Genomic DNA, 20,508 nt, shown 5'->3' on the forward strand with positions numbered 1-20,508 from the left:
CTGATCAGGCAACAGGCGCGGCGCCCATCCGCCGTCTTTGCCGGGCTCAGCCCGCAAGGTCGCGCGCTGGGTGCGTCATCTGCCGGCAGGGCATGGCGATGCCACACCGCACCCTTAGGTCAAGCGCGCGCAGCGCCGCAAGACCGCTCGCCAGCGAAGGCCCCGCTCAGCGCAGCACGCCGTCCAGTCCGGGCGCCGGGCTGAGCATGTTGCGCGTGTCGATCTCGAAGTTGCGCTGCTTCTTCTCTTCCGGCGTGGCGTCGATGCTGCCCTTGAGCGTGTACTCGAGGCTGCGGCGCCCGGCCAGCGCGTCGGCGACGGCGATGCGGGCGGCCGAGCTGGGGCGCAGCGCGACGCTGACCACGTCCGCCGTTTCCGGTCCGATCGAGATTCCTGGCGCGGTCTGCACGGTCCCGGCGGCTTCGCCGCCCACGCCCACGTCCAGGCGCACGCTGTCGTAGCGCATCGGGATGCTGCTGTAGTTCTGCAGGCGCAGGTCCAGCTTCCAGCTGCCGTCCATGTTGACGGTGAGCTGCTGCACGCTGGCGGCGGGGTCGGACACGCGGCGCACCATGCCGTCGCCGCAGGCGGCCAGCAGCGCAGTGCACAACACGAGCAAGCCGAAGCGGAGCCGCTGACCCATGACCGGATTCCAGACGTGAAGACCGGCGAAGAATACTACGGCGCCGCGCAGCGCTGCGCGGCGCGGAGGGAGCAAGCCAAGCGGGTGTGGCTGGTGACGCCGTACTTCGTACCGGGCGAGGCCGCGCGCATGCTGCGTCGGATCGACCTCCTTCGCTGCCGGTCGCGAGATCTCGGGGGGGTGCCGAAGCATCAGGCTCGACGCGGCGCCACGCCGCCGGTGCAGCCTTGGTACAGCGCGTACATGTACACGGCGATGCCGGCTTCCAGGCAGGCCGTACGCCGCAGCGGGGGCGGCGACCGTCGCAGAGGGGCGTTGGCAGACCCTACAGGACCGGAGCGAGTCTGCAGCAGCGCAATCGCGCCCATGGCAGGGATTGCATGGGGGCTTCGATGCCGACTTCATTGATCCCGCGCGTCCTCGCGTTGCCCTCGGCGGCCCGGCCCATGACCATCGCCAGCGGCCTCCGTGCCCATGCACGGGCCAGGCGCCGAGGACGTCACCAGCATGGGCGACGGCGGCGTCCGGCGCAGTCGGTGCGCGCCACGTCGTGCGGTAGGAAAATTCCGCAAGCCGCACTTGCCCAATCCCGATCGCGTCGCTATGATGCGCGTCCCCGCACCGGTCCTGCCGCGTTGCGCAGTGGCCGAGTAGCTCAGTTGGTAGAGCAGGGGATTGAAAATCCCCGTGTCGGCGGTTCGATTCCGTCCTCGGCCACCATTACACGAAGGGTCTGCAGAAATGCAGGCCCTTTTCTTTGCCGTAGTGCCAACGGGGCATGCGCTGCACTGTCGCGCAGGCGCCTGGCGACGTGCCATGCGTCAGCCTTCATCCAGGCCGTTCCGGCAACGGCCCGGCGAGCGCGGCGAATGGCCGCAGCGTGGCCCAAGGGCAGGCCGGCGGCGCTTTACATCGTTCCGCAGCTCCTGCATAAGGCTGTCTTCCCCTTTGCTGGATCGTGCGCATGCGCCATTCATCGATCGCGACGCTGCTGCTGGCATCGGTGCTGTGCCTGGCGCTGCCGGCGCGGGCCGCGCAGCCGGTGCGCTCGGTCGCCGAGTTCGATCTCGGCCGCTATGCCGGGCAGTGGCACGAAATCGCGCACCTGCCGGTGTCGTTCCAGAAGAAATGCAGCGGCGACATCACCGCCGCCTACATGCTGCGCGACGACGGCCTGATCGGCGTGCGCAACGCGTGCCGTACCGGCAAGGGCGACCTGCTCGCCGCGGAGGGCGTGGCGCGGCGGGTGAGCGGCCATCCCGGACGGCTGCAGGTGCGCTTCGCGCCCGACTGGCTGGCCTGGGTGCCGATGGTGTGGGCCGACTACTGGGTGATCGCGCTGGATCCGGACTACCAGTGGGCGCTGATCGGCGAGCCGGACCGCAAATACCTGTGGGTGCTGTCGCGCTCGCCGCGGATGCCGCGCGCGCTGTTCGAGCAGATCAAGGCCAGGGCGGTGGCGATGGGCTACGACCTGGATCCGTTGCTGGTCGTCGCGCCGCTGGACTGAGCGGGCGCGCCGGTCCGCGGACACCGTGCACGCGACATCCCGCCGTTAGCCGGCGAACGACGCGCGCGCCGCGTCCAGCAGCCGGGCGCTGGCGCCGTCCTGCAGCAGCTGTCGCGGCGTCTGGCCGCCGAGCTGCGCATGGCTGCCGTTCAACCACTGCGACAGTGCGGCAGGGTCGCTGCCGCAGCCGTTCCAGACGATGCAGATCATTTCGCCGACATCGGCCAGGTGCTCGGCGCGCAACCGCGGCAGCGTGTCGGCGTCGCGCGCCAGCCAGCCGAGCACGCGCTGCGCATCCTCGGCGGAGCCGTAGGTGCCGCCGCCGATCAGCGAAAGGGTGTCGGTCGTGCGCGACAGTTGCCCGGCCTTGTCGCGCTCGGCGCGGCGCATGCCTTGCAGCACCGCCTTGACGCGTTGCTCGTGGGAAATCTGCTGCGGCATGGGCGGGCAACGATGGAAGCGGTGTCACAGGTGTACAGCAGTCACTCTGTACGCACCGTCACCTCGCCGTCGGCGAGCCTGGCGCGCAGGCGGTCGCCGGGGGCGAGCTGCGCGGTCGAGCGCACCAGCGTGCCGTCGTCGACCCGGGTCAGGATCGCGTAGCCGCGGGTCACCGTGGCCAGCGGGCTGACCGTTTCCAGCGCGCGGGCCAGCGCGCGCAGGCGCTGCGCGTCGGCCTGCAACTGGCGCGCCATCGCCGCTTGCGGGCGCCGGCCCAGCGCCAGCAGGCGTTCGCGCAGCGCGGCCAGGCGGCGTTGCGGCTGGGCGCTGCGCAGGACCGCGGCGGCGTGGCGCAGGCGCGCGCCGCGGCGTTCGTGCTGCTGCCGCCACAGCGCCAGCAACCTCCGCGCCGCCTCCTGCTGGCGGCGCCGCAGCAAGTGCAGCTGCGCCTGCGGGCTCTGCGCCTGCAGCCGCAGCAGGGCGCGATCGGCGCGTTGCATCGCCTGGCGCAGGCGGTGCTGCTGCCATTGCAGCAGGCGCGCGTGCTGGCCGCGCAGGCGCGCAGCGAGGTCGCGCTGGTCGGGGACGAGCAGTTCCGCGGCGACCGAGGGGGTCGGCGCGCGCAGGTCGGCGGCGAAGTCGGCCAGGGTCACGTCGGTCTCGTGGCCGACCGCCGACACCACCGGCGTGGCCGCGGCGGCGATCGCCCGCGCCAGGCGTTCGTCGTTGAACGCCCACAGGTCTTCCAGCGAGCCGCCGCCGCGGGTCAGCAGGATCGCGTCGTAGCGGCCGCTGGCGTCGGCGCGCTGCAGCAGCGAGGTCAGTTGCGCGGCGGCGCTGTCGCCTTGCACCAGGCTCGGCAGGATGTCCACCTGCAGCAGCGGCAGGCGCCGGCCGAGCACGCTCAGCACGTCGCGCACCGCCGCGCCGCTGGGCGAGGTGATCACCGCCAGGCGGCGCACGAAGGCGGGCAGGGCGCGCTTGCGCTCGCTGGCGAACAGGCCTTCGGCGGCGAGCCTGGCCTTGAGTTCCTCGAACGCGCGGCGCAATGCGCCTTCGCCGGCCTCCTCCAGGTGGTCCAGCACCAGCTGGTAGTCGCCGCGCGCCTCGTACAGGGTCAGCCGGCCGCGCGCGAGCACGCGCAGGCCTTCGCGCGGGACGAACTTCAGCCACTGGCTCTTCGGCTTGAACATCGCGCAGCGCACCTGCGCCCGCGCGTCCTTCAGGGTGAAGTACAGGTGCCCGGACGAGGGCCGGGTGACGTTGCCCAGTTCGCCTTCCACCCAGGCCAGCGGGAACGCGCTTTCCAGCAGGTCGCGCGCCAGGGTGTTGAGCTGGCTGGGGCTGAGGATCTGGTCGTCGCGATCGGGCATGCGGGCGTTGCGGTGGAATGCGGGCGGCTATCGTCGCACGTCGGCGTGATCGGCCGGTCGCGGCAGTGCGCCTGCGCCGTCGTCCTTGGGCACGGCGCCGGCGTGCCGCGCCAACGCCCACTGCACGTGTTCGCGCACCAGCGGCGAGGCGTGCTGCGCGCGCGCGCCGAGCGCGGCGAGCACCTGCGGCGTGGTCGGCGCGTTGCCCAGCGCCACCGCCAGGTTGCGCAGCCAGCGCTCGTGGCCGCTGCGGCGGATCGCGCTGCCTTCGGTGCGGCGCAGGAACTCGTCCTCGTCCCAGGCGAACAGCTGCGCCAGCGTGGCCCGGTCCAGGTCGTTGCGCGCGCGGAAGTCCGGCTCGTCGCTGCGCTTGGCGAACTTGTTCCACGGGCACACCAGCTGGCAGTCGTCGCAGCCGAAGATGCGGTTGCCGATCGCCGGGCGCAGTTCCTCGGGAATCGCGCCGTCGTGCTCGATGGTCAGGTAGGCGATGCAGCGGCGCGCGTCCAGCCGGTACGGCGCGACGATCGCCTGCGTGGGGCACACGTCGATGCAGCGCGTGCAGGTGCCGCAGTGCGCGCTGGCCGGCGGGTCGATCGGCAGCGGCAGGTCGACGTAGATCTCGCCCAGGAAGAACCACGAGCCGCCGTTGCGGTCGATCAGGCAGGTGTGCTTGCCGATCCAGCCCAGCCCGGCGTCGCGCGCCAGCGCGCGCTCCAACACCGGCGCCGAATCGACGAACACGCGGTGGCCGAAGCGGCCGATCTCGCCCTGGATGCGTTCGGCCAGCTTCTGCAGGCGGTTGCGCATCAGCTTGTGGTAGTCGCGGCCCAGCGCATAGCGGGCGACGTAGGCGCGCTCGCCGTCGCGCAGCGTGTCCCACGCCGAATCGTCGTCGTTGCGGCCGTAGTCCAGGCCGACCGAGATCACCCGCAGCGTGCCCGGGATCAGTTCGGCCGGGCGCGCGCGCTTGTCGCCATGCTGGGCCATCCACTGCATCGTGCCGTACAGGCCTTGCGCCAGCCAGTCGCGCAGATGCGCCTCGTCCTGCTGCAGCTCGATCCCGGCGATGCCGCAGCGCTGGAAGCCGAATTCGCGCGCCAGCGCGCGGATGCGCGCGGCAGCGGCGTGGGGATCGACGGGGGCGGCGCTGCTGGACATGGCGCAAGTATAGAATCCCGGGCATGTCCGACTCGTTCGATCTCTACGCCACCGCCGCCGCGCGGCGCATCGACGCGCAGGCCACGGCCTTGCTCGGCGGCGACGGCTACACGCTGATGCAGCGCGCCGGCGAGGCCGCCTGGCAGGCGCTGCTGCAGCACTGGCCGCAGGCACAGCGCATCCTGGTGGCCTGCGGCACCGGCAACAACGGCGGCGACGGCTACGTGCTGGCGCGGCTGGCGCATCGCGCCGGACGCCGCGTGCGCGTGCTGCAGCTGCCCGGGCGCGGCCCGCAGTCGGCGCTGGCGCAGCGCGCCTGCACCGACTACATCGGCGTCGGCGGCCGCATCGAGGTGTTCGATGCGGTACTGGACGAGGCCGACGTGGTGGTCGATGCGCTGCTCGGCATCGGCCTCAATCGCGCGCCCGATGCCGAACTGGCCGCCCTGCTCGGCGCGCTCGCCGGCCTCGGCGCGCCGGTGCTGGCGCTGGACGTGCCCAGCGGCGTGGACGCCGAGCACGGCACCGTGCCCGGCGCGGTGTTGCCGGCGACGCTGACCGTGCAGTTCATCGTCGCCCATGCCGGGCTGCATACCGGTGCGGCGCTGAACCACGTCGGCGACACCGCGCTGGCGACGCTGGAGGTGCCGGCCGCCGCGTTCGACGGCTGCGCGCCGCAGGCGCAGGCCTGGACCGCCGCGGCGCTGGCCACGCGCCTGGCGCCGCGCCGGCGCGACAGCCACAAGGGCGATTCCGGCCACGTGCTGTGCATCGGCGGCAACCTCGGCAGCGGCGGCGCGGTCATGCTCGCCGCCGAATCGGCGCTGCGCAGCGGCGCCGGCCTGGTCAGCGTGGCGACGCGCGGCGTGCACGTGGCGCCGCTGCTGGCGCGCTGTCCGGAAGCGATGGCGCACGCGATCGAGGACGGCGCCGCGCTGGCGCCGCTGCTGCGCAGGGCGAGCGTGGTCGCGCTCGGGCCCGGGCTGGGCCAGGACGAATGGGCGCACGGCCTGTGGCGCCTGGCGCTGGCCGCGGAACTGCCGCTGGTGATCGACGCCGACGCGCTGAACCTGCTGGCGCAATCGCCGCGCGCATTGCCGGACGCGGTACTGACCCCGCACCCGGGCGAGGCCGGGCGCCTGCTCGGCATCGCCACCGCCGAGGTGCAGCGCGACCGCTTCGCCGCCGCGGCGGCGCTGGCCGAGCGCTACCAGGCGGCGGTGGTGCTCAAAGGCGCCGGCAGCCTCGTCGCCGCGCCGGGGCGGGCGCCGCGCGTCATCGCCGCCGGCAATCCGGGCATGGCGGTCGGCGGCATGGGCGATCTGCTGACCGGAGTGATCGCCGCGCTGCGCGCGCAGGGCCTGGACCCGTTCGACGCGGCCAGCGTCGGTGCGCTGCTGCACGCGGCCGCCGGCGATCGCGCCGCCGCCGGCGGCCAGCGCGGCCTGCTGCCGTCCGACCTGCTGCCGGCGCTGCGCCACCTGGCCAATCCGGAAGCGCGCCGATGATGCATCTGTTTCTGCCGGACAGCGACGCCACCGAGCGCCTGGGCCGGATCCTGGCCGCCACCCGCCCGGCGCTGGCGACGGTGCACCTGCACGGCGATCTGGGCGCCGGCAAATCGACCCTGGCGCGGGCGCTGCTGCGCGCACTGGGCGTGCAGGGCGCGATCCGCAGCCCGACCTACACCCTGGTCGAGCGCTATCCGCTGGCCGACGGCGAGGCCTGGCACCTGGACCTGTACCGCATCGGCGCCGCCGGCGAACTGGATTTCCTGGGCCTGGACGAGGCCGCGGCGACGCTGTGGCTGGTGGAATGGCCCGAACGCGGCGGCGATGTGCTGCCCGCGGCCGACCTGATCGTGGCGCTGGCGCTGCACGAGGCCGGGCGCGCGGTGCAGCTGCGCGCCGGCACCGCGGTCGGCGCCGCTTGGCTGGCGCGGATGGCGGAACGGGAGGACTTGCGGGGCCTTTCTGCCGGCTGACACTAGGAAGTGCAGGCAGGTTATGGATTATTAAGGGAAAACCGCTTGTGTTTAGGGCGCGGTGATGCTTGAATCGCCACCATGCGCCCGGGGATCCGATTTTTCGCCTGTTCCGCCATCGCCGCAGGCTGGTGCCTGGCGGCGCACTCGGCGTTTGCCGGCCAGGTGCAGGCGGTGTCGGTCGGCAACGGCGCCACCGGCACCCGCGCCGAGATCAGGTTGCAGGGCAGCGGCGGCTTCACCACGCTGACCCTGGCCAACCCCAACCGGCTGGTCGTCGACCTGCCCGAATCCTCCGCTGCGCAAGGCCTGAAGCTGCCCGCCGGCAACGGCGTGGTCACCGCCGTGCGCACCGGCCATCCGGTTCCCGGCACCTTGCGCATCGTGTTCGACCTGAGCAGCCCGGTGGTGGCGTTCAAGCCGCAGATGCAGACCGTCGGCGGCAGCTCGGTGTTGGTGATCGAGTGGCCGGGCGAGGCGGCGCCGGGCAAGCCGGTGGCCAGCGGCAGTGCCGCGGCACCGGCGTCGACCGCGCCTCCCGCTCCACAAGCCGTTGCTCCCGCTGCGGAAATGGCCGCGGCCAAGCCGACGCCCGATCCGCGCCAGGAAGCGGCGCGCGCGACCGCGGCGTTGACCTCGTCGGTGGTGCAGCGTGCGGCGCCAGTGCCCGCGCCGCACGCACCTGCGCCGGCCCCCACGCCACCGCCCAGCGCAGCGCCGACCCCGGCGCCGATGGCCGGCGCGATGGCGGCACCCGCCGCGGCGCAGGCCGCGGTGGCCGCGACCGGAACCATGGTGCCGACCCCGTCGGCCAACAGCACCGTCGTGCCGGCCCAGCAGGGCATTGCCGCGGCGCCCGGGCCGGCGAAGCCCGACGCCATGGCCAGCGCCGACGACGCGGCCGTGGCCGCCGCCGCCGAGGCACGCCCGGTGATGCCGAGCGCGCCGTCGCGGGTGGCGATGAAGCCGGGCATGCGGCCGTTGATCGTGGCCATCGATCCCGGCCACGGCGGCCAGGATCCCGGCGCCACCGGCCCGACCGGCAAGCGCGAGAAGGACGTGACCCTGGCGATCGGCCGCGAACTGGCGCGGCAGATCAACGCCACCCCGGGCATGAAGGCCTACATGACCCGCGACACCGACGTGTTCATCCCGCTGCCGATGCGCGCGCAGAAGGCGCGCGCGGCCAAGGCCGACATCTTCATCTCGATCCACGCCGACGCCGCCGAGAACCGCAGCGCGACCGGCTCCTCGGTCTACGTGCTGTCGACCAAGGGCGCCTCCTCGCAGCGCGCACGCTGGCTGGCGGACAAGGAAAACGCGGCCGACCTGGTCGGCGGCGTGCGCCTGCAGAAGACCGACAGCACCCTGGCCAGCGTGCTGCTGGACCTGGCCCAGAGCGGCCACATGAAGGCCTCCGAAGACGCCGCCGGGCACGTGCTGGGCGGGCTCAAGCGGATCGGCAACAACCACAAGCCGGAACTGGAGCGCGCCAACTTCGCGGTGCTGCGCACCTCGGACATGCCGGCGATGCTGGTCGAGACCGCCTTCATCTCCAATCCGGACGAAGAGCGCCGGCTGACCGACCCGGCCTACCAGCGGCGCCTGGCCGGCGCGGTGCTGGACGGGGTCAATACCTTCTTCACCCGGCAGCCGCCGCCGGGCACGCTATTCGCCGCGCGCGCGCAGGCCGAGGCCGAAGCGGCCAGCACCGTGGCCGGCGGCAGCCGCTGAGGCGCTCGGCTATCATCGCCGGCTGATCCTCATGACGGCGTCCGCGCCGTGAGCCGTGCCGATGTTCCGTAACCGTTGCCGTCCTCCCGTTTCCGAGCCTAGCGCGACCGCGCGGCGCCCGCCTTCGTGCGCGCCGCAGCGCAGGCGGGAGCCGGCATGAGCATCCGCCAGCTGCCCGAGATCCTGATCAACCAGATCGCCGCCGGCGAGGTGGTCGAGCGTCCGGCCTCGGTGGTCAAGGAACTGGTCGAGAACGCGCTGGATGCAGGCGCGCGCCGCGTGGACATCGACCTGGAGGAGGGCGGCGTGCGCCTGATCCGGATCCGCGACGACGGCGGCGGCATCGCGCCGGAGGAACTGCCGCTGGCGGTGTCGCGGCACGCGACCAGCAAGATCGCCTCGCTCGACGACCTGGAGTCGGTCGGCACGCTCGGCTTCCGCGGCGAGGCGCTGCCGTCGATCGCCTCGGTCAGCCGCTTCACCCTGGCCTCGCGGCGCCCCGGCGACGAACATGGCGCGGCGTTGCAGGTCGACGGCGGCAAGGTCGGGCAGGTGCAGCCGCGCGCGCAGGCGCCGGGCACCACGGTCGAGGTGCGCGAGCTGTTCTACAACGTGCCGGCGCGGCGCAAGTTCCTGCGCGCCGAGCGCACCGAACTGGGCCACATCGAGGAATGGCTGCGCTCGCTGGCGCTGGCGCGCCCGGACGTGGAACTGCGCGTGTCGCACAACGGCAAGCCGTCGCGGCGCTACAAGCCCGGCGACCTATATTCGGACGCGCGGCTGGGCGAGACCCTGGGCGAGGACTTCGCGCGCCAGGCGTTGCGCGTGGACCACAGCGGCGCCGGGCTGCGCCTGCATGGCTGGATCGCGCAGCCGCACTATTCGCGCGCCAGCGCCGACCAGCAGTACCTGTACGTCAACGGCCGCTCGGTGCGCGACCGCAGCGTCGCGCACGCGGTGAAGATGGCCTATGGCGACGTGCTGTTCCATGGCCGCCAGCCGGCCTACGTGCTGTTCCTGGAACTGGAGCCGGCGCGGGTCGACGTCAACGTGCACCCGGCCAAGCACGAGGTGCGGTTCCGCGACGCACGGCTGATCCACGACTTCGTCTACCGCACGCTGCAGGACGCGCTGGCGCAGACCCGCGCCGGCAGCACGCCGACCGTCGGCGACGCTTCGCAGGTGCCGCCGCAGGCGTATGCCGGCGGCGCGGGCGGCGCCGGCGGCTACGGCGCGCAATGGCGTCCGGCGCAATCGCCGCTGGGCCTGCGCGTCAACGAGGCCCCGGCCGCCTACGCGGCGCTGTATGCGGCGCCCGCGGGGAGCGCCGATGGCGCGGCGCGCATGCCGCTGCAGGCGCAGGAGGCGGCCGGCGGCCTGCCGCCGACCTCGCCCGACAGCGGCGTGCCGCCGCTCGGCTACGCGATCGCGCAACTGCACGGCATCTACATCCTGGCCGAGAACGCCGAAGGCCTGATCGTGGTCGACATGCACGCCGCGCACGAGCGCATCGGCTACGAACGGCTGAAGAATGCGCACGACGGCATCGGCCTGCATGCGCAGCCGCTGCTGGTGCCGATCACCCTGGCGGTGGGCGAGCGCGACGCCGACACCGCCGAGCGCGAGGCGGACACGCTGGCCGCGCTCGGTTTCGAGATCACCCGCAGCGGTCCGCAATCGCTGCACGTGCGCAGCATCCCGGCGCTGCTGGCCCAGGCCGAGCCCGAAGCGCTGCTGCGCGACGTGCTGACCGACCTGCGCGAGCACGGCCACAGCCGCCGCGTCGCCGGCGCGCGCGACGAACTGCTGTCGACGATGGCCTGCCATGGCGCGGTGCGCGCCAACCGGCGCCTCACCGTGCCGGAAATGAACGCGCTGCTGCGCGACATGGAAGCCACCGAGCGCTCCGGGCAGTGCAACCATGGGCGCCCGACCTGGGCGCGCTTCACGCTGGGCGAGATCGATCGTTGGTTCTTACGGGGGCGCTGATGGACAAGTGGGGAAGAGCGGCGGCGTTGCTGGCAGCGCTGCTCGCGTTGGGCGCATGCGGCAAGCAGGCGCCGGCACCGGCCGCGCCGGTGGCAGCCGACAAGGCATTCGTGGCCGATCTGCAGCGCTGGCGCGAGCAGCGCCAACAGGAGCTGCAGGCGCCCGATGGCTGGACCAGCCTGGTCGGCCTGCACTGGCTGGAACTCAAGGAGCACTACATCGGCAGCGGCCCCGGCAGCGGCATCCGCCTGGCGGTGGGGCCGGCACGGATGGCGCTGGTGTCGCGGGTGGACGGCCAGGTGTTCCTGACCCCCGAACCCGGCGCGGCGCTGAGCGTGGACGGCAAGCCGCTGCTGCGGCGCACGCGCCTGTACAGCGACCACGACCCCACGCCGACCGTGATCGACTTCGACGGCGGCAAGGGCAAGCTGAGCCTGATCGAGCGCGGCGGCCGCCATGCGCTGCGGGTCAAGCACGCCGACGCGCCGACCCGGCTCGGCTTCGCCGGGCTGACGTACTGGCCGGCCGCCGAAGCCTGGCGCATCCGTGGCCGCTTCGTGCCCAACGCGGCGGGCAAGACCATGCCGATCGTCGACATCATCGGCGTCACCACCGAATCGCCCAATCCCGGCGCGCTGGAGTTCGAGCGCGACGGCAAGCGCCTGCGCCTGGAAGCGATCGGCGAGCCCGGCGGCGCGCTGTTCGTGGTGTTCGCCGACCGCACCAACGGCCGCGGCAGCTACCCGGCCGGGCGCTTCCTGGACGTGCCGGCGCCGAGCGCCGACGGCAGCGTGGTGCTGGATTTCAATCGCGCCTACAACCCGCCGTGCGCGTTCACTCCGTTCGCGACCTGTCCGCTGCCGCCGCCGGAGAACCGGCTGGACCTGGCGGTGGAGGCGGGCGAACAGGCCTACGCCGCCGCCCACTGACCCGAGATGCCGATGACGCCGATCCCGCGCCTGCTGCGCAGCCTGCTGTTGTGCCTGACCCTGTTCGCCGCCGCGCCGGCGCCGGCGCGCGCGCCGCTTCCCGCCGCCGCGCCCAGCGCCGCGCCCGCGCCGCCGACGCCGCTGCTGTGGAAGGTCAGCGGGCCGCGCGGCGTGCTGTACCTGCTCGGCTCGTTCCACCTGCTCAAGCCGGAGGACTATCCGCTGGCGCACGAGGTGGACGCGGCGTACGCGGCGTCGCCGCGGCTGCTGTTCGAACTCTCGCCACAGGACGTGGACGCGCCGCAGCTGGGCGCGCAGATGCTGCAGGCGGCGCAGCGGCAGGACGGCAGGCGCCTGCAGGACGACCTGGACGCGGCCACCTGGCAACGCCTGCGCCGCTATGCCGCCGGCCACGGCCTGCCGCTGGAGCAGATGGGCGGGTTCGAACCGTGGTTCGTCGGCCTGAGCATCAGCATCGCCGAGATGAAGGCGCAGGGGCTGCAGGCCGACGCCGGCCTGGACCGGCATTTCATGAGCATGGCGGTGCAGGCCGGCAAGGCGGTCGAGGGACTGGAGACTGCGCAGGCGCAGATCGCGATGCTCGACGGCATGGAGCCGGTGGAGCAGAAGCAGATGCTGGTCGAGGCGCTGGACGATGCCGAGCAGGGCGCGGCGCAGACCCAGCGCCTGTACGTGGCGTGGCGCCGCGGCGACGAGCGCCTGCTGTGGCAGGACATGGGGATGGAGATGAAGCGCGACTATCCGCGCCTGTACCAGCGCATCAACGTCGAGCGCAACCAGGCCTGGGTGCCGCGGCTGGAACAGCGCCTGCGCGACGGCCAGGGCGATACGCTGGTGGTGGTCGGCGCCTTGCACCTGATCGGACCCGACGGCGTGGTCGAGGCGCTGCGCGCGCGCGGCTACAAGGTCGAGCGGATCTGTTCGGGCTGCCGCACGTCGCAGTCGCCGCGCACGCGCTGAGTCCGCGGCGCCGTGGTGGCGCCAGTCGTGCAGGTGGCATTTGTAGGAGCGGCTTCAGCCGCGACCTGGGCGGTACTGGTAAAGCCCGTCGCGGCTGAAGCCGCTCCTACAAGATTGCGAGCGGCTGATGCGCTCGACGGGCGCCTCAGCGCGCCCGCGACTTCGGTGCGGCGCCGGCGGCGGCCGGCGGTTCGCTCGGCTTGCTGCTGCCGGCGGCGGGACGGCCGAAGCCGGCGCCGAGGTTGCGCTGGAATTCCTGCCACAGCTCCATGTTGCGCTCGGTCAGCTGGTTCATCATGGTCCACGGGGTCTGGCCGAGCAGGTTGCCCATCTGCTGGCGGAACTGCTGCTGCTGGTCCAGGAACACCTGCATGCTGCGCTCCAGGTAGTTGCCCATGAAGCCCTGCAGCGAATCGCCGTAGAAGCGGATGATCTGGCTGAGCAACTGGGTGGACAGCATCGGTTCGCCGTCCTGTTCCTGGTCGGCGATGATCTGCAGCAACACCGCGCGGCTGAGGTCTTCGCCGGTCTTGGCGTCGCGGACCTCGAATTCCTCGCCGTCGATGATCAACTGGCGGACGTCTTCGATGGTGATGTAGCTGGAAATCTCGGTGTCGTAGAGGCGGCGATTGGGGTACTTCTTGATGATGCGGATCTCAGCCATGAAGCGGTCGCTCTTGACGGTAGGCGCGCAGCATGGCGCAGCGCAGCAGGGCTTGCAACCGCCGCAAGCCCCTGAACTCGGGCCTGGGTGCAAAAAAATGCTGCGCAGCATGCGCGCGGCGCCGGGGGCGGATGCGCAATGCTGACTGCAGCATTTTCGGTAGCGTTACCTCGACCTCCCGCACCCGACCTGAGCGGTTCAGCCGCCTTCGCTACCAACCCATGTGGTGGCCGCCGTTGATGTCCAGGTTCGAGCCGGTGATCCACGCCGCTTCCTCGGCGACCAGGAACGCCACCGCGTAGGCGATCTCCTCCGGCTTGCCCAGCCGCCCGGTGGGGATGTCGGCGATGATCTTGGCGCGCACCTCTTCCGGTACCGCCATCACCATGTCGGTGGCCACGTAGCCCGGCGACACGGTGTTGACGGTGATGCCGTAGCCGGCGTTCTCGCGTGCCAGGGAAATGGTGAAGCCGTGCATGCCGGCCTTGGCCGCGGCGTAGTTGGCCTGGCCGTACTGGCCCTTCAGGCCGTTGATCGAGCTGATCTGGATGACCCGGCCCCAGCGCTGCCGGCGCATGCCCTCGATCACCGGGCGGGTGACGTTGAACACCGAGTTGAGGTTGGTGTTGATGACTTCGTGCCACTGCTCGGCGGTCATCTTGTGGAAGGTGGTGTCGCGGGTGATGCCGGCGTTGTTGACCAGCACCTCGACCGGGCCGAGCAGCCGTTCCACGTCCTGCACCAGCGCCTGCGCATGCTCGGGCGAGGCGACGTCGCCGGCGACGATGGCGACCTCGTGGCCGCGTTCGCGCATGCGCTGCTGCCAGGCGCGGGCCTTGGCCTCGTCGCGGTAGTTGCTGGCCACGCGGTGGCCCTGCGCGGCCAGCCGCTCGCAGATGGCGGTGCCGATGCCGCCGGTACCGCCGGTGACCAGCGCAACGCGTGATGTCATGGATTCGCTCCGGATAGGGAAGAAGAGTGGGCCGGGTACGGCCAAACCCCGATTCTAGTCAGCCTTGGTGTCGCCGGGGACATCGGCCGCATCCTCCAGTACCCGATCCTGCGCCGGCAGCCGCGCCGGGTCGAACGCGCGCAGCGCCGCCGCCAGCAGCGCGTCCACCGAACCGGCGCCGGCCAGCGCGGCCGGAACCTGGCCCAGCGTCGCCCAGGCCAGGCGCAGTGCCGGCAGCCGATCGGCGTCGTCCAGCGGCAGCGCGGCGTGCGACTTGGACAGCTTGCGGCCGTCGGCGCCGAGCAGCAGCGGCAGGTGCAGATAGTTCGGCGTGGGCAGGCCCAGCGCGCGCTGCAGCAGGATCTGCCGCGGCGTGGAATCGAGCAGGTCGGCGCCGCGGACCACGTCGCTGATGCCCTGCGCGGCATCGTCGACCACCACCGCCAGCTGGTAGGCCCAGCAGCCGTCGGCACGCAGCAGCACGAAGTCGCCGACCTCGGCGTATACGTCCTGCGCGACGTCGCCGCGCACGCCGTCGCGAAACCCGACCACGCTGTCCGGCGCCACCCGCAGGCGCAGCGCCGGCTGCGGCCGCGGCTGGCTCGCCACGCAGCGATGGTGCACGCCGCCCTGCGCGGCCAGCTCGCTGCGGCTGCAACTGCACGCGAAGGCCAGGCCTTGCTGCAGCAGGCGCTGCGCCGTGGCCTGGTAGACCGCGCCGCGCTCGCTCTGGCGCAGGATCGGCCCGTCCGCCTCCAGGCCGCAGGCGCGCAGGCTGGCGAGTTGGCGTGCGGCCGCGCCGGGCACGCTGCGCGGCCGGTCCACGTCCTCGATGCGCAGCAGCCACTGGCCGCCGGCATGGCGCGCCAGCAGCCAGCTGCCGAACGCGGCGAGCAGCGAGCCCAGGTGCAGCGGGCCGGTGGGCGAGGGCGCGAAACGGCCGCGGTAGGGAGGCGAGGGCATGGGCAAGCTGAATCGTCGGTCAGGTGCGCGCTTGAATTCAAGCGGCCTGCGCCGCAGATTCGAGCCAATCCTTCCTTTTCCCGCTGCGGAGTCCACGCGACATGTTCAATCGAATCGCCCTGTTCCTCATCACCAATCTGGCGGTGCTGGTGCTGGCCGGCATTGTCATGTCCGTGTTCGGGGTCAATCCCAACCAGATGGGCGGGCTGCTGGTGATGGCCGCGCTGTTCGGCTTCGGCGGCTCGCTGGTGTCGCTGCTGCTGTCCAAGTTCATGGCCAAGCGCGCCACCGGCGCGCAGGTGATCACCGAGCCGCGCAACCATACCGAGCGCTGGCTGCTGGAGACGGTGCGGCGCCAGGCGCAGGCCGCCGGCATCGGCATGCCCGAGGTCGCGGTCTACGACGGCCCGGAGATCAACGCCTTCGCCACCGGCGCCAACCGCAACAACGCGCTGGTCGCGGTCTCCACCGGCCTGCTGCAGAACATGACCGAGGACGAGGCCGAGGCGGTGCTCGCCCACGAGATCAGCCACGTCGCCAACGGCGACATGGTGACGATGGCGCTGCTGCAGGGCGTGCTGAACACCTTCGTGATCGTGCTGGCGCGGGTGGTCGGCGGGGTGGTGGACAGCTACCTGTCCGGCAACCGCGACGGCCGCCGCGGCCTGGCCTACTACGCGATCGTGATGGTGCTGGAGATGGTGTTCGGCCTGTTCGCGACGATGATCGCGATGTGGTTCTCGCGCTACCGTGAGTTCCGCGCCGACGCCGGCGGCGCCAGCCTGGCCGGCCGCGGCAAGATGATCGCGGCGCTGCAGCGGCTGGAACTCAACCACGGGCAAAGCACGCTGCCGTCGCAGGTGCAGGCGTTCGGCATCGCCGGCGGCCTCGGCCAGGGCCTGCGCAAGCTGTTCATGAGCCACCCGCCGCTGTCCGAGCGCATCGCCACGCTGCGCGCCTCGCACGCCAACGCGACGGTGAGCTGAGCGGCGCGGAGCGCGTCCGCCGGCTTGCGCCTGGCCGGACGCGAGCCGGAATCAAGCCGCCGACCACCAGTCGGCGCCGCAACGCCAGGCAGTTCACCGCCTGGCGTTTTCTTTTTCGCGGGACCGCAGAACAGCCAGCAGCTGCCGTTACGACTCCCGAATCCCGACATCCCGGCCTTGCGAATCCCGGCCCCTCAAGCAAAATCGAATGCCATCCCCGGCCCCGCCAACCCTACGAACTCGCCCTGCACGTAGTCCACGCCGGCGCTGAACAGCAGGCTCATCGAGGTGGCGTCGGCGACGAACTCGGCGATGGTGCGGATCCCCGCGGACTGCGCGCGCTCGGTGATCTCGCGGATCTTTTCCTGGTGCTCGCGGGTCTGCGCCAGGTCCTGGGTGAAGCCGCGGTCCAGCTTCAGGAACGCGGGCTGGAAGTGCGCCAGCAGCTGGAACGAGTCCAGGCCCGAGCCGAACTGCTCCAGCCCGACCTTGCAGCCCAGCGCGGTGGCATTGGCGAGGAACTGCTGCGCGTTGCGCAGGTGGGTGAACACCTTGGCCTCGGGCGTCTGCAGCCACAGGCGCTCGCCGGGCACGCCGTGCGCGGCCAGCTCGCGCCGGATCAGCTCCACCATCTGCGGATCGGCGAAGGCGTCCGGGCTGATCTTGACCAGCAGGCTGGTGGCGTGGCCGGCGCGCTGGCGTTCGCCGATCACCGCGATCGCGCGCGCCACCACCCAGCGGTCGATCTCGGCCATCAGCCCGTGCTCGGCGGCGATGCCGAGGAAGGTGGTCGGGCCGATGATCTCGTCGTTGCGCTCCAGGCGCAGGTAGGCCTCGTACAGTTCGTGCGGCTCGCCCTGCAGGTTCAGCACCGGCTGGTAGTGCAGCAGGAAGCCGTCGCCGGCCAGCGCCTCGCGCAGGTGCTGCACCCAGCGCTGGATGCGCTCTTCCTCGACCCGGTCGGCCGCGCCGGGGTCGAAGATCTTGCAGGCGTTGCCGCCCAGCTCGATCGTGGCCTGCACGTTCTCGCTGGCGCGGGCCAGGACCTGGCCGACCGTGGCGATCTTCTCGCCGATCTGCACGCCGCCGACGCTGACGGTGACCGTGGCCGAACGCTCGCCGACGCTGAACACGTGCGCGGCGTAGGCATCGAGCAGGCGATCGGCCAGCGCCGAGGTGCGGGCGTAGTCGCCCTGCAGCAGCAGCGCGAAGTTGTGCTCGCCGAAGCGCGCGGCCTGCACGTCGCCGTCGATCGCCGCGGCCAGGTGCCGGGCCAGCGCGGCGACCAGCGCGTCGGCCGAGTCCAGGCCGATGTCGGCCAGTAGCCGGGCGTAGTGGTCGGGCTCGACCAGCAAAAAGCCGTAGTGGCCGTCGCCGCGGCCGACCTGGGCCACCGCGTTCTCCAGCGCCAGCATGAAGGTCGGGCGGTTGAGCAGGCCGGTGACCTGGTCGCGCTGGCGCAGGTCCTCGACCTCGCGCGCCAGTTCCGGGTCGAACTCCTCGCGGCGGCGGAACACCACCTGCACGCAGGCCTCGCCCTCGTAGCTGGCGGTGGCGAACTCCATCGTCGCCGGGAAGCTCTCGCCGGCCATGGTGCGCGCGTCGACCTGGTACTGCGCCGGCGGCGGCTCGCCCTTGCCCAGCGCCTTCAGCAGTTGCTTGAACTCCTCCACGTGCTGCGGGGCGACCATGTCCAGCAGCGAGATGCCCTCGACGTCGTCGAAGGACTCGAACCCGAACATCTCCAGGTAGGCCTCGTTGGCGCGGATGTGCATGCCTTCGTGGATGTAGGCGATCGGATCGCGCGAGGAGGCGATCAGCGCGTCGCAGCGGCGCTCGGTCTCGCGCATCTGCGCCTCGATCCGGCGCAGCCCGCGCCGCGCCTGCAGGTCGGCCCAGGTGGTGCGCACCACCGCCAGCAGGTGTTCGGGGCGCTGGCGCAGCGCGATCGCGCGCGCGCCGCCGGCCACCGCCTCGACCCATTCGTTCTCGTCGATGCTGTCGGCGAGCAGGATCACCGGGATGTCCTTGCCGCTGGCGCCCACGCGCTGCAGCACCTGCGGCAGCGGGATGGCCTGCGAGCGCGCGCTCAGCACCAGGTCGATCGGCTGCGCGGCGAGCATGGCGCCCAGTTCCTCCGCGTGCTGCGGCCGCGACGGCCGCACCGCGATGCCGCTGTTGCGCAGGCTGCTGACGATCGCCTCGGCGTCTTCACCGCTGTCGTCGACGATCATCAGGCGGAGGGTGATGTCTTTGCCTGTCTGCTGCATGAAGCCTCCCGGGGACGGGGTTTAATACACGATGCCCGCTGCGGCGTCCATGTGGGGGCCGGGATTGGGGATTGGGGATTCGTAAGAGCGGTTCGCCGTGTCGGAGCGTTCGCGGGCTGGCCGATGCGATCACGACCGTCGAAGCGCGCCGTTGCGAATCCCCAATCCCCGATCCCGGCCTCACACCGCCGCGCCGGCGGCATGGCCCGAGGCCCAGGCCCACTGGAAGTTGTAGCCGCCCAGCCAGCCGGTCACGTCTAGCACTTCGCCGACGAAGTACAGACCGGGCACCCGCCGCGATTCCATGGTCGAGGACGACACCTGGTCGGTGTCCACGCCGCCCAGGGTGACCTCGGCGGTGCGGTAGCCCTCGGTGCCGCTGGCGACCAGCGGCCAGGCGCCGAGCAGCGCGGCGGCCGCGCGCAGCTGCGGTTCGTCGAGCTGGCGGACCGGCTTGTCCGGCAGCCATACCTCGCACAGGCGCTGGGCGAAGCGCCGCGGCAGCGCCTCGCCCAGCACCGTGCGCAGCTCGGCGGCGCCGCGCAGGCGCTTGTGTTCGCGCAGCCAGGCGGCCGCGTCCTGCCCGGGCAGCAGGTCTAGGCGCAGGTCGTCGCCCGGCTGCCAGTACGAGGAGATCTGCAGGATCGCCGGGCCACTGACGCCGCGGTGGGTGATCAGCATGGAGTTGCGGAAGCTGGCGCCGTTGCAGCTGGCCTCCACCGGCAGCGCCAGCCCGGACAGGTCCTGCAGGCGTTCCTGGTGCTTGCCGCTGAGGGTCAGCGGCACCAGCCCGGCGCGGGTCGGCAATACGCCGTGGCCGAACTGGCGGGCCAGCTCGTAGCCGAAGCCGGTGGCGCCCAGGCTGGGGATGGACAGCCCGCCGCTGGCCACCACCAGCGAGGCGGCGTGCACCGGGCCGTCGCCGCTGTCGATGCGGAACCCCTCGCTGCCGCGCTCCACGCCGCGCACCGGGCACTGGCTGCGGATGGTCACCCCGGCTGCGTCGCATTCGTCCACCAGCATGCGCACGATCTGCTTGGAGGAGATGTCGCAGAACAGCTGGCCCAGTTCCTTCTCGTGGTAGGCGATGCCGTGGCGTTCGACCATCGCGACGAAGTCGGCCGGACGGTAGCGGGCCAGCGCCGACTTGCAGAAGTGCGGGTTGGCGGACAGGAAGTTGCCCGGGCCGGTGCCGGTATTGGTGAAGTTGCAGCGCCCGCCGCCGGACATCAGGATCTTCTTGCCGACCTTGTTGGCGTGCTCGATCACCCGCACGCTGCGCCCGCGCTGGCCGGCGGTCAGCGCGCACATCAGCCCGGCGGCGCCGGCGCCGATGACCGCGACGTCGACCCGGATCGGCTCGGCGCGCGCAGTCATGCCGCGGCTTTGCGCACCGTGGGGGTGAAGGTGACGCTGCCCTCGTCGCCGAGCAGCTGCACTTCGCCGTCCTGGATCACCACGTCGAAGCGCATGCTGCGCTGGATCAGCTCGGCCGCCGAGGCGACCGCCTCGCCGGGCAGGTCCACCACCAGCAGCGGCTTGAGCTTGAGCAGGCCGGAGGCGTTCTTCTCCCACCAGATGTCGGCGACGCGGCCGCCGTAGTTGGCCACGACCACCTCGCGGGCGCGGCCGCAGGCCTTGCGGATGCGCGATTCGTCGGGCTGGCCGACCTCGATCCACTGCTCGATCGCGCCGGTGTAGTCCATCCGCCACAGGTCCGGCTCGTCGTCGCTGCTCAGGCCCTTGCCGAACAGCAGGCGTTCCTCGGCGAACAGGGCGAAGGTCAGCAGCCGCGCCATCAGCCGCTGGTCGGTCTCGGAGGGGTGCTGGGCCAGGGTCAGCGCATGCGCCGCGTAATAGCCGCGGTCCATGTCGGAAATCTGCAGCTCGGCCTTGCGGAGGGTGGCGGTGAGGGCCATGCGGCTACC

18 protein-coding genes and 1 tRNA gene are annotated in these 20,508 nt (G+C 72.1%); 9 read left to right on the forward strand and 10 right to left on the reverse strand.

The window, feature by feature from the left end:
- Nucleotides 1-166: 166 nt before the first annotated feature.
- Nucleotides 167-643, reverse strand: coding sequence for an LEA/WHy family protein (locus OCJ37_RS08380; RefSeq protein WP_263113192.1), 477 nt, complete (start codon nt 641-643; stop codon nt 167-169).
- 644 nt (nt 644-1,287) lie between these two features.
- Between OCJ37_RS08380 and OCJ37_RS08385 the strand changes: the two genes are divergently transcribed.
- Nucleotides 1,288-1,363: transfer RNA gene (locus OCJ37_RS08385), tRNA-Phe, on the forward strand.
- A 244-nt stretch (nt 1,364-1,607) separates the two neighbouring features.
- Nucleotides 1,608-2,153 carry a lipocalin family protein gene (locus OCJ37_RS08390; protein WP_263113193.1) on the forward strand — a complete coding sequence of 182 codons (546 nt, stop codon included), beginning with the start codon at nt 1,608-1,610 and terminating at the stop codon, nt 2,151-2,153.
- 45 nt (nt 2,154-2,198) lie between these two features.
- Here OCJ37_RS08390 and OCJ37_RS08395 read toward each other — a convergent pair whose 3' ends face one another.
- Genes OCJ37_RS08395 through queG form a run of 3 tightly spaced genes read right to left on the reverse strand, consistent with a single transcriptional unit; the run spans nt 2,199 to nt 5,128 of the window.
- Entirely contained in the window at nt 2,199-2,594 is a 396-nt protein-coding gene (locus OCJ37_RS08395; RefSeq protein WP_263113194.1) for an antitoxin Xre/MbcA/ParS toxin-binding domain-containing protein, read from the reverse strand.
- Nucleotides 2,595-2,635: 41 nt separating this feature from the next.
- Complete coding sequence (gene xseA / locus OCJ37_RS08400) at nt 2,636-3,967, reverse strand: exodeoxyribonuclease VII large subunit (RefSeq protein WP_263113195.1); 1,332 nt, start codon at nt 3,965-3,967, stop codon at nt 2,636-2,638.
- A gap of 27 nt (nt 3,968-3,994) precedes the next feature.
- Nucleotides 3,995-5,128, reverse strand: a complete 1,134-nt coding sequence (queG, locus tag OCJ37_RS08405) for a tRNA epoxyqueuosine(34) reductase QueG (protein ID WP_263113196.1) — start codon at nt 5,126-5,128, stop codon at nt 3,995-3,997.
- A 23-nt stretch (nt 5,129-5,151) separates the two neighbouring features.
- Between queG and OCJ37_RS08410 the strand changes: the two genes are divergently transcribed.
- From OCJ37_RS08410 to OCJ37_RS08435, 6 genes are all read left to right on the forward strand, one after another.
- The gene (locus tag OCJ37_RS08410) at nt 5,152-6,636 is read left to right on the forward strand and encodes an NAD(P)H-hydrate dehydratase (RefSeq protein ID WP_263113197.1); all 1,485 of its coding nucleotides are present in this window, start codon (nt 5,152-5,154) and stop codon (nt 6,634-6,636) included.
- Entirely contained in the window at nt 6,633-7,112 is a 480-nt protein-coding gene (gene tsaE / locus OCJ37_RS08415; RefSeq protein WP_263113198.1) for a tRNA (adenosine(37)-N6)-threonylcarbamoyltransferase complex ATPase subunit type 1 TsaE, read from the forward strand. The genes OCJ37_RS08410 and tsaE overlap by 4 nt, the downstream gene beginning before the upstream one ends.
- A gap of 81 nt (nt 7,113-7,193) precedes the next feature.
- A complete protein-coding gene (locus tag OCJ37_RS08420) occupies nt 7,194-8,846 on the forward strand; it encodes an N-acetylmuramoyl-L-alanine amidase (RefSeq protein WP_263113199.1) in 1,653 nt (550 codons plus the stop codon).
- Between the two features lie 156 nt (nt 8,847-9,002).
- Nucleotides 9,003-10,835, forward strand: coding sequence for a DNA mismatch repair endonuclease MutL (gene mutL, locus OCJ37_RS08425; protein WP_263113200.1), 1,833 nt, complete (start codon nt 9,003-9,005; stop codon nt 10,833-10,835).
- The gene (locus OCJ37_RS08430; protein ID WP_263113201.1) at nt 10,835-11,764 is read left to right on the forward strand and encodes a DUF1684 domain-containing protein; all 930 of its coding nucleotides are present in this window, start codon (nt 10,835-10,837) and stop codon (nt 11,762-11,764) included. The genes mutL and OCJ37_RS08430 overlap by 1 nt, the downstream gene beginning before the upstream one ends.
- A gap of 12 nt (nt 11,765-11,776) precedes the next feature.
- Nucleotides 11,777-12,745 carry a TraB/GumN family protein gene (locus OCJ37_RS08435; protein ID WP_263113202.1) on the forward strand — a complete coding sequence of 323 codons (969 nt, stop codon included), beginning with the start codon at nt 11,777-11,779 and terminating at the stop codon, nt 12,743-12,745.
- Nucleotides 12,746-12,890: 145 nt separating this feature from the next.
- On the opposite strand, the gene phaR is transcribed toward OCJ37_RS08435, so the two are convergent.
- The 3 genes from phaR to gluQRS all read right to left on the reverse strand — a co-directional run bounded on the left by phaR (nt 12,891) and on the right by gluQRS (nt 15,324).
- A complete protein-coding gene (gene phaR, locus OCJ37_RS08440; RefSeq protein ID WP_263113203.1) occupies nt 12,891-13,409 on the reverse strand; it encodes a polyhydroxyalkanoate synthesis repressor PhaR in 519 nt (172 codons plus the stop codon).
- 211 nt (nt 13,410-13,620) lie between these two features.
- Entirely contained in the window at nt 13,621-14,361 is a 741-nt protein-coding gene (locus OCJ37_RS08445) for a beta-ketoacyl-ACP reductase (RefSeq protein WP_263113204.1), read from the reverse strand.
- A 54-nt stretch (nt 14,362-14,415) separates the two neighbouring features.
- On the reverse strand, nt 14,416-15,324 hold the full coding sequence (gene gluQRS / locus OCJ37_RS08450; RefSeq protein ID WP_263113205.1) for a tRNA glutamyl-Q(34) synthetase GluQRS: 909 nt from the start codon (nt 15,322-15,324) through the stop codon (nt 14,416-14,418).
- A 101-nt stretch (nt 15,325-15,425) separates the two neighbouring features.
- Here gluQRS and htpX point away from each other — a divergent pair, with 101 nt between their 5' ends.
- On the forward strand, nt 15,426-16,310 hold the full coding sequence (gene htpX, locus OCJ37_RS08455; protein WP_263113206.1) for a protease HtpX: 885 nt from the start codon (nt 15,426-15,428) through the stop codon (nt 16,308-16,310).
- Nucleotides 16,311-16,504: 194 nt separating this feature from the next.
- On the opposite strand, the gene OCJ37_RS08460 is transcribed toward htpX, so the two are convergent.
- From OCJ37_RS08460 to OCJ37_RS08470, 3 genes are all read right to left on the reverse strand, one after another.
- Nucleotides 16,505-18,580 carry an EAL domain-containing response regulator gene (locus OCJ37_RS08460; protein ID WP_263113207.1) on the reverse strand — a complete coding sequence of 692 codons (2,076 nt, stop codon included), beginning with the start codon at nt 18,578-18,580 and terminating at the stop codon, nt 16,505-16,507.
- A 180-nt stretch (nt 18,581-18,760) separates the two neighbouring features.
- On the reverse strand, nt 18,761-19,957 hold the full coding sequence (locus tag OCJ37_RS08465; protein ID WP_263113208.1) for a BaiN/RdsA family NAD(P)/FAD-dependent oxidoreductase: 1,197 nt from the start codon (nt 19,955-19,957) through the stop codon (nt 18,761-18,763).
- Nucleotides 19,954-20,499 carry a YaeQ family protein gene (locus OCJ37_RS08470; protein WP_263113209.1) on the reverse strand — a complete coding sequence of 182 codons (546 nt, stop codon included), beginning with the start codon at nt 20,497-20,499 and terminating at the stop codon, nt 19,954-19,956. The genes OCJ37_RS08465 and OCJ37_RS08470 overlap by 4 nt, the downstream gene beginning before the upstream one ends.
- Nucleotides 20,500-20,508: the final 9 nt, after the last annotated feature.

Source organism: Xanthomonas sp. AM6 (assembly GCF_025665335.1).
In the GTDB taxonomy this organism is placed as follows: domain Bacteria; phylum Pseudomonadota; class Gammaproteobacteria; order Xanthomonadales; family Xanthomonadaceae; genus Xanthomonas_A.

Coding starts and splice junctions, on each gene's coding strand:
- OCJ37_RS08380 (WP_263113192.1), bottom strand. CDS start 643: ATGGGTCAGCGGCTCCGCTTCGGCTTGCTCGTGTTGTGCACTGCGCTG.
- OCJ37_RS08390 (WP_263113193.1), top strand. CDS start 1,608: ATGCGCCATTCATCGATCGCGACGCTGCTGCTGGCATCGGTGCTGTGC.
- OCJ37_RS08395 (WP_263113194.1), bottom strand. CDS start 2,594: ATGCCGCAGCAGATTTCCCACGAGCAACGCGTCAAGGCGGTGCTGCAA.
- xseA (WP_263113195.1), bottom strand. CDS start 3,967: ATGCCCGATCGCGACGACCAGATCCTCAGCCCCAGCCAGCTCAACACC.
- queG (WP_263113196.1), bottom strand. CDS start 5,128: ATGTCCAGCAGCGCCGCCCCCGTCGATCCCCACGCCGCTGCCGCGCGC.
- OCJ37_RS08410 (WP_263113197.1), top strand. CDS start 5,152: ATGTCCGACTCGTTCGATCTCTACGCCACCGCCGCCGCGCGGCGCATC.
- tsaE (WP_263113198.1), top strand. CDS start 6,633: ATGATGCATCTGTTTCTGCCGGACAGCGACGCCACCGAGCGCCTGGGC.
- OCJ37_RS08420 (WP_263113199.1), top strand. CDS start 7,194: ATGCGCCCGGGGATCCGATTTTTCGCCTGTTCCGCCATCGCCGCAGGC.
- mutL (WP_263113200.1), top strand. CDS start 9,003: ATGAGCATCCGCCAGCTGCCCGAGATCCTGATCAACCAGATCGCCGCC.
- OCJ37_RS08430 (WP_263113201.1), top strand. CDS start 10,835: ATGGACAAGTGGGGAAGAGCGGCGGCGTTGCTGGCAGCGCTGCTCGCG.
- OCJ37_RS08435 (WP_263113202.1), top strand. CDS start 11,777: ATGACGCCGATCCCGCGCCTGCTGCGCAGCCTGCTGTTGTGCCTGACC.
- phaR (WP_263113203.1), bottom strand. CDS start 13,409: ATGGCTGAGATCCGCATCATCAAGAAGTACCCCAATCGCCGCCTCTAC.
- OCJ37_RS08445 (WP_263113204.1), bottom strand. CDS start 14,361: ATGACATCACGCGTTGCGCTGGTCACCGGCGGTACCGGCGGCATCGGC.
- gluQRS (WP_263113205.1), bottom strand. CDS start 15,324: ATGCCCTCGCCTCCCTACCGCGGCCGTTTCGCGCCCTCGCCCACCGGC.
- htpX (WP_263113206.1), top strand. CDS start 15,426: ATGTTCAATCGAATCGCCCTGTTCCTCATCACCAATCTGGCGGTGCTG.
- OCJ37_RS08460 (WP_263113207.1), bottom strand. CDS start 18,580: ATGCAGCAGACAGGCAAAGACATCACCCTCCGCCTGATGATCGTCGAC.
- OCJ37_RS08465 (WP_263113208.1), bottom strand. CDS start 19,957: ATGACTGCGCGCGCCGAGCCGATCCGGGTCGACGTCGCGGTCATCGGC.
- OCJ37_RS08470 (WP_263113209.1), bottom strand. CDS start 20,499: ATGGCCCTCACCGCCACCCTCCGCAAGGCCGAGCTGCAGATTTCCGAC.